The sequence below is a fragment of the uncultured Thiodictyon sp. genome, from assembly GCF_903946935.1.
Taxonomy (GTDB): Bacteria; Pseudomonadota; Gammaproteobacteria; order Chromatiales; family Chromatiaceae; genus Thiodictyon.
The window spans coordinates 1-7245 of record NZ_CAJAXH010000060.1 but is presented as its reverse complement, the minus strand read 5'-3'; the positions used below and the strand labels follow the sequence as shown (position 1 = coordinate 7245).

General features: G+C 59.6%; 6 protein-coding genes. 1 reads left to right on the top strand and 5 read right to left on the bottom strand.

Annotated features, from left to right (window positions below):
- The first annotated feature begins 605 nt into the window (after nucleotides 1-605).
- Nucleotides 606-935, top strand: coding sequence for a tyrosine-type recombinase/integrase (locus QZX93_RS05705; protein WP_295390696.1), 330 nt, complete (start codon nucleotides 606-608; stop codon nucleotides 933-935).
- Between the two features lie 289 nt (nucleotides 936-1224).
- On the opposite strand, the gene QZX93_RS05700 is transcribed toward QZX93_RS05705, so the two are convergent.
- The 5 genes from QZX93_RS05700 to parA form a co-directional block, all read right to left on the bottom strand.
- Nucleotides 1225-2211, bottom strand: a complete 987-nt coding sequence (locus tag QZX93_RS05700) for a nucleotidyl transferase AbiEii/AbiGii toxin family protein (protein ID WP_295390694.1) — start codon at nucleotides 2209-2211, stop codon at nucleotides 1225-1227.
- Entirely contained in the window at nucleotides 2208-2837 is a 630-nt protein-coding gene (locus QZX93_RS05695) for a type IV toxin-antitoxin system AbiEi family antitoxin domain-containing protein (RefSeq protein WP_295390693.1), read from the bottom strand. The genes QZX93_RS05700 and QZX93_RS05695 overlap by 4 nt, the downstream gene beginning before the upstream one ends.
- Nucleotides 2838-3938: 1101 nt before the next feature.
- The gene (locus QZX93_RS05690; RefSeq protein WP_295390691.1) at nucleotides 3939-5018 is read right to left on the bottom strand and encodes a hypothetical protein; all 1080 of its coding nucleotides are present in this window, start codon (nucleotides 5016-5018) and stop codon (nucleotides 3939-3941) included.
- Nucleotides 5019-5652: 634 nt separating this feature from the next.
- Complete coding sequence (locus tag QZX93_RS05685; RefSeq protein WP_295390690.1) at nucleotides 5653-6063, bottom strand: hypothetical protein; 411 nt, start codon at nucleotides 6061-6063, stop codon at nucleotides 5653-5655.
- Nucleotides 6060-6722, bottom strand: coding sequence for a ParA family partition ATPase (gene parA, locus QZX93_RS05680; protein ID WP_295390689.1), 663 nt, complete (start codon nucleotides 6720-6722; stop codon nucleotides 6060-6062). The genes QZX93_RS05685 and parA overlap by 4 nt, the downstream gene beginning before the upstream one ends.
- Between the last annotated feature and the right edge of the window lie 523 nt (nucleotides 6723-7245).

Here is a 7245-nt window from a genome sequence, read left to right as displayed (position 1 = left end):
TTGGTTGAGCTATCTCGTTTACCGTTATCGTTCAGCACACTGCGACGCCTGTTGTACCGGGGGGAGCGATCCAACGACCCTTTGCTGTGCCGACGGTTGCGAAGATACAGACCGCGCCGTCGGGCCTCCAATGGGTATTTCAGACTGCGGTGATAGGTTTTCGTCTGCCATGAGAGTTTGCGGGGCAAAGGTCGCCTCGTGACGAGAGCAACCCCGCCTGTTTCTTCACATCCGATCGTTCGCTGGCCCTGGGCCTGGGTCTCTGTGAGCTCCCGCGACCGTGCGTCACTCCTGCACCTCTGGCAGCGGGGACCGCTCAGCACTAACCCTCGGGTCAACAGAGGCGCCAGAGTCATTTGCAGATAATCTGCGCTGGCGCCGATTTTGGTCGGCTGTTTACAGCGTTCGCAGTGATGAGTTGAGCCGGCTGCGCGTGGAGGACATCGTGGTCACGCCCGGGGAGGGCATGAGACTCTACCTGCATCGGACCAAGACCGAACACGACGGAGTCGGAGCGGAGTTCAAGTCCCCTGCCCGGTCGCGGCTCTGCCCGGTCACGGCCTTTCCCGACTGGATCGACCTGGCCGCGCTGACCGCGGGGGCCGGTGTTTCGCCGCATCGGCGCCAAAGGACACCTGGGCACCACCGCACTTCACCCCAACAGCCTGGTGCCGCTGCTACGTCGGCGCATCCTGGCGGCGGGGATCGCCACGCCCGACCGCTACAGTGGCCATTCCCTGCGACGCGGCTTCGCCACCTGGGCCAACGGTCATGACTGGGATGTGAAGGATCTGATGGAGTACGTGGGCTGGAAGGACGCCGGGTCGGCCATGCGTTACATCGAGCGCGCGGATGGCGACAACGGGCGCTACCATATCGAGCAGGCCCTGGCGCAGGAGGCGTCGGCCGCCGCGGCGCATGCGACAGCGGACTGAGCGAGGTTCGCCCACGACGGGGAACGACCGCCCTCCCCCACCTGGTCGCATCTCCCCTGACTCAGCGCCTGATGGGACGACTGGATACCGCGCGACGGCACCGACGCCATCCGTCAGGAGGTGCTGGCCTGCGCCCTTCCCTGCCGGCCGCATCCGCGAGGGGAAAGTCCCCTGCATAATGCCTGTTGGACGCCTTGGACGAACACCTGCCCGGGCAAGCGGTCGAGGACCTGGAGAGCAAGCCGAATGATGCGCAAGCCGCCAGCGCCGCGTTGCACGGTCGCTGGGTTCAATGCTCATTTCGGGTACTTCTCCTGGAGTCGCTACACGCAGTGATTGCAATGCTTGCGCTTGCCGGCGTCAGCGCCACCCGCCACCCGCCACCGGGAGGCCAATGACCAACCGATGAAAGATTGGTCCTCCCCCCGCTCAACGGCGGCATCAAGAAGCGCCGCAACAGATCCAGAATCTCGGGGAGCGACAACGAACCGAGCGCGTTCTTGTTGAGAAAGGCTTGCCACTGGATCTGTTTCTGGCGGTCATTGGCGAAGTCCTCGGTGAGACCGAAGGGTACCCCATCAGGGAGCGGGGTTGCGCGTCGGTGGAAGGTCGCGCGGATCGCCTGGGTCAGGATAGCGCCGTCGAAGTCCGCCTGGCGGGCCAAAATCCACAGATCGAAGAAATCTTTCATGCGGCTGTTGGCGATGCCGAGCGAGACCAGTGCCTCCAGTTTTTCGGCGACGACGGTGTAGCGCGGATAGGCGCGCAGTCTGGGGCCGGGAAGTTCTGGCAGCATCGGCGGGTAGTCGACCAACTCCGGGGCGGGCGTTACCGCATCGCCGAAGCCGACATCGACCTGCACCGGGCAACGGGCGCCCGCGAGCAGCCCGACCAGGGTGACGCGTAAACCAGCGTAGCTGGCCTCCTTGCGGATCTCCAGGGCGCGGATCGTCTCGGCCTGGAAGCGGATGCCATCGTCGGGCTCGCAGGTGCCTGCGCACAGATCGCGGAAGACGGCCTCAATGCGCGGGATCTCGGCCGGGCCGAACCCCAACAGGTCGGCGTCGCGGGTCGGGCGGTGGGGGATGTCGAACCACAGGTCGAACAGCAAGGCGCCCTTGAGCAGGAAGCGCTCCGCGTGGTTGGATCGGCCCAGGCGATAGAGCAGCCGCTCTAAGGCGTAGCGGGTCAGGATCAGGTTGAAGTCCTGCTGCTCGGCCTTCGCCTTGTTGAGCAAGCGGGCGCGTACGGACGCGGCCAGGTCCGGCCCGGTCACGTCAGGCTCTCCATATAGGGACGCATCACATTGGCGACCCGGCAAAGCCGAGCGAAGCGCCACAGGTCGTCCATGGTCGCCCGTCGCCGCTGGCCGTTCGTCCCCAGGGCCTCGCGCAGGGCATCTAAGGCCACGTCCAGACCGATCTTGTTGCGGTACTTGAAGCAGTCCGCGACGGTCCGCGCCACACCCGTGATGCGCACCGGCACGCCGTCAATCAGGTGCTCATCGACGCCCTCGGTCAGGGCGTCCGCGGGGAACCGCACGATCCGTAGCGGCGGATAGTCCAGGCGCGGGGCGCGCGCCTTGTTCGGGATGGCGAGCCAAACCTGGAACGGCGCCTGGCTGGTGAGTTCGTGGAAACGCAGGGCCGAGAGCAGGCAGACCACGGCCCGGGGGTGTGTGCGGGCGACCTCGGCCAGCGAGGAATGCTCCGACACCGCGCGGTCCGGGAGTGCATAGAGACCGCGGCCAACGCGCGCAAGCCGCCCCTGGCGCACCAGTCGGGTCAGGGAAACCCGGGGCAGCCCATGGCTGGCCAGATCCAACGGACGAAGGAGCCCGTGGTTCCGCGCGAGATCAAGGATCGTGTTCTGGGTATTGTCCATGCCCGTAGCATGTTTCACAACGCAGGTCATTGTCAACGATGCCCCGCGTTTTGCAACGCGCCTGTGGAGTTCGACGGCGTACTTTGCGATCGCTGGGCGGGCGTGTTCAGGATCAGCGCCTCTGGGCGGGCCTGAGTGACGAACAGCCGATCGAAAGGGTTGCGATGGTACAACTGCCCATGTAGAACCGTGGATGAAAGCAATCCGACTCGCGCAGGCAGCAATTCAAACCAAAAACCGCGTATTCCCTGTTGTATGGCGGCCCAAATCAGATGTGCGAGGAGCGCTGAACCCACCCCTTGACTATGTATCCGGTCGACCGTGGCGGTGGAAAACTCGGCCACCTCCCCCCTGGGTGCAGACGCAGTTGTCGCTGTCCGGGCGGGCACCAGGTCCGAACTAGCGGAGTTTAGCGCCTTTTCCTTCCCGGTTATAAGCCAGCCAACGTCTCAACTATGGTGGTTAGGACGTTGGTCTGGGGGTGTGGGTTGAAGGCTGAACTGATTGCGCTTAGCTTTGATTTTATAATGGCAAAAATTTGTGGATTTGCCGTGGTTTCCTATCATAGTAAGGCGGTTAGGTCATGCGCTGATCTTTACCCTGAAAGCTTCTTTTTATAATATATCAATATCTTATGTTCTATCTTGCTTGCTTTTGACCCTATATCCACTACTTTTTTATAAGCATTTTTAGTTTTCTTGACTGATCATTTCCTAACCTGTGTGCCGACTACGTTATTCACAGGTTTTAAAAAAGGATAAGAAAGAAAGTTAAAGAATAAAGAAAGGAAAGGATAAGGTGGCCGAAAAGAACAAAAAAATAAACAAAAACAATAATATAATTTAGTTGCTTTGCGGCTTCCACCTACCACCTAGGATACTGTTGCGGCTTCTACCTACCACTTTTTTCGAGCGTTGCGGCTTCCACCTACCACCGTTGCGGCTTCTACCTACTACTTTTTTCGAGTGTTGCGGCATCCTCCTACCACTTTTTGAGTGTTTCTGAGCTCTGAATCCTTGGGCGACGAGGAGAAAAATGCCCTGTACGGCTTCTACCTACCACCTGTTGCGGCATCCACCTACCACTGTTGCGGCGCCTACCTACCACTTGTTGCGGCGTCTACCTACCACTTGGCAGAGAGTTATGCACAGGAGGAGGACCCGAGAGCGTCGTGCGGGAGTCCCTCAGTCTGGCGTTGGCTGCTTTGACATCCCCGATGAAGTCTGAGTGTGCATGGAGGCGGTACTTGATATCGAGGATTTTGCGGCCCGCCTTGCGTTCGTCGACGCGCTTCCAGGATTGGAGAACGCGGTTGCTTTGCAATTCGACCAAGGCTGTTTCTAGTGCTTGTAGGTTGTCATTGGTGCGTGCATAGGCCAGGAAACCACTGTCACGTTGGATCGAGGAAAATAGGATTTCATAAGGGTCCATGAAGCTTGCGTTCGTGTAGTTGTGCGATAGGCGCTTGTGGAGCCAACGGGCGATTTGTGAGGAAAGGGACATGAGGACGCCATAGTTGAACTGGCGGTATGTCAGTTCATTTACGCTCTTTGAAATGAGGGCAGGAAGGCGGGCAACCCAGGTGATGGACGTGTCGGTTAGATATTTCTGACGGTTGACACGGGTCACGTCAGAAAGGATCGGAGCAGAATAGACAGGATCTTGATTATCGTCCAGATAGAGCGAAATGTGCGTCCTGGATAGGATGTCGATGGAACGTTTTATTTCATCCAAGTTCCTGGTCTTACTGCGCAATTTAAGCTCTTTTCGGATCATCTGTACGGAGAAGCGAACCCAGCTTTCTGCGTTTTTTGGATCATGAACGCCGCACTGCTGGTCTGCGAAAATTTTCCGAATGACCTCCTCTATGAGTTCCTCATTGGCACTAGGATAATAGTCTATGTAGGTATCGTCGATCTTGATTGCGGCGGGTTGGATAGCAACGCGACACGCGTGCTCGATGCGCTGACCATTCCGTCGCGTGGCGTAGACAAAGCTGTATTCATGGACGGGAAGGCGGCTGTCCGGGCTGCGGAGGGCGTTCTGAGTACGGGGCGATACGGCGTATTTCGGGATGGCGTCCCACAGTTCAATTGTGTTAGACAGGTCGGCCACGTCTCCGAAAAACGTGGTGAACAAGTCGTATTGGAGATTTTGTGTCGTCGTGGCAGGTTGTTTAGTAACGGTCTTTTGCGACATCTCCTAATCCTCGAAGGCAACCACGGACCGGCTGGCGCCTCCGCTAGTGAAACCATTTATGCCGATAGTCCAGACCGCCAGCGTTGCGCGCCGGGTGGCCGGTGGTCCTTCTCCAGCCCTCGTCGCAGTTGGTGATTCGAGCCGCCCGCGTCTGGGCATTGCCGTCTCCGTCTTGCTGTTGGTGAAGCTTTGCCAGGAGCGGTGATCTTGGTCCCCGTCCGGGTCGTGGTGTCGAAGTGGCCGGCGGCGCGAATGTTGCGGCTGGACGGCTAGTATGGAGGCGAGGATACTTTTCCGTTTCGGGGCGCCCTCCTCTCGGTCTACCGCTCCAGCAGTCCTAATGGAACACGAAACGCAAACCAGCGATAAATTGCCACCTATCTTGTTCGCTAGATCTCTGTTCTATGGTCTGCGTCTACCTCCTTTCTTGCCGTCCATAGCCATCGCTCGGCGTTGCCGCTGTCAAATCTGGAATTATTGCACATGATACTCGCACTAAACGGCACGCTGCCTCCCCACCGTCGCCAAGGCTCCGACCGTGCTAGGTTTCTTACGATATGACGATAATATCGTTCTTTCGTTAGACTTGTCGGTGAGGCAGTAACGCCACGGGAGGCCACGACTTCTCACAGCCTCAGTTCACCGCAGGGCGACCTGGCTTGAGCTTAACCACTGACTTTACCGCTTCATCAAACGCAGCATCTGGCATGACGCTGAGGACCTGCAGGGCTGCACGGACTAACTCCGACCGGTTAATCAATTGTCCAGCCTGCGCCGCTCGCAGGAGCATTTCCTGCACCATGACTGCCTCGTGTGGGGGCAGACTGTACGCCAGTCGCGTGACCCCCACTGGGACGTCAAGGGTCTCCTGATCCTTAGGGACAAGAGCGGACGATGTTGTCGCCCCCCCTTCAGCTCGGCTGAGGGCTTCACGGCGGTCGACCAGCAGCTGATCAGCCTGGTCGAACCGCTTCCGGACTGCCTCTTCCTCGGCTGCGACTGAGGACTTGAGGGCAGTGCCGATGCTTCGCTTTCTGGTGTTCATCGCGCAACTCCTGACAATATGCCGAGAATTTCCTCCAGGAGGAGGTCAACCTCCTCTATGGAATCACGCGCACGGGCGCCCATAGTGTGCACCGTGGTGCCGTACACCTGTGCCTCCCGATAGGCGGTGCGTTGACGCAGCTGTGCCTGCGTCAGCGGGATCCCGTATCCGGACAGCTCTCCCAAAACCTCATCTCCTAGGGATGTGCGGGGCACCATGTTAGGCACCATCCGCGCGATCAGCCCGTTGTTCAACGCGCCTGCCTGCTCAATTAGCACCCGGGTTCCACTGGCTGCCCACAGATCAGCCGGAGCAGGGATGATGGGGATCAGGGCCAGATCCGAGACGAGCAGGGCACTTTGCGGAACTGGTGATTCGACGGAAGGCGGGCAGTCGATGAGGATGAAATCATAGTCGGTGAGGTACTTCCGGACCTCCCGGTGGAGCTTGGCGCCAGCGGCTGCCAGGCCGGTTACCGTGGCGGGAAACGGTTGATCGTCTGATGCCGAGGCGGCCCAGCGCGTGGCCGTAGCCTGCGCGTCCGCGTCGACGACGAGCACTCGTCCGTGTTTGGCGAGCCCCCCGGCGAGCTGCATGCTCACAGTGGTCTTGCCGCAGCCGCCCTTCTGGTTTGTGACCGTCACGATCTTCGCCGTCATGCACACTCCTCCTATCGCAAGTAGTCCTACCGTAAAACCATTCTACGGTAAGCGAACGATATCATCATACCATGCGATCATGTAACCATTGGTGGTGTCTTCAGGGCGGTGAGGCATGGAGGCGCTGACGGGGTGAAGGGCTGGCTAGGTCGCCGGGTCTTGGGGAGGGGCTTCCGGTTGCCGCCGGACCCATCACAATCTACGTCGCCTGCTTGTCCTCACCTATCGAGGTATCGCCTACCGCAACACTATGACGATCATATCGTCATATCGTCATATCGTCATATCGTCATATCGTCGGACCAAGGTTATCCCCACGGATGACGGCAGCCGCTGATTCGGAGGAGTGCTTGTTGCGCCGTCAAGTCCCGGGGGTACTTCCCCACGGCAAATCCGTTCTAGCCCGCCGTGGCTGGCCGTCCCCGCCGACGGCGGGAATTTTCGGTCATGCCCAGGTAGTCAAACACCAGGCGGACGTTGCGTGCCAGGCGCTGGATGGTGGCGGCGACGGTGTCGCGGGATT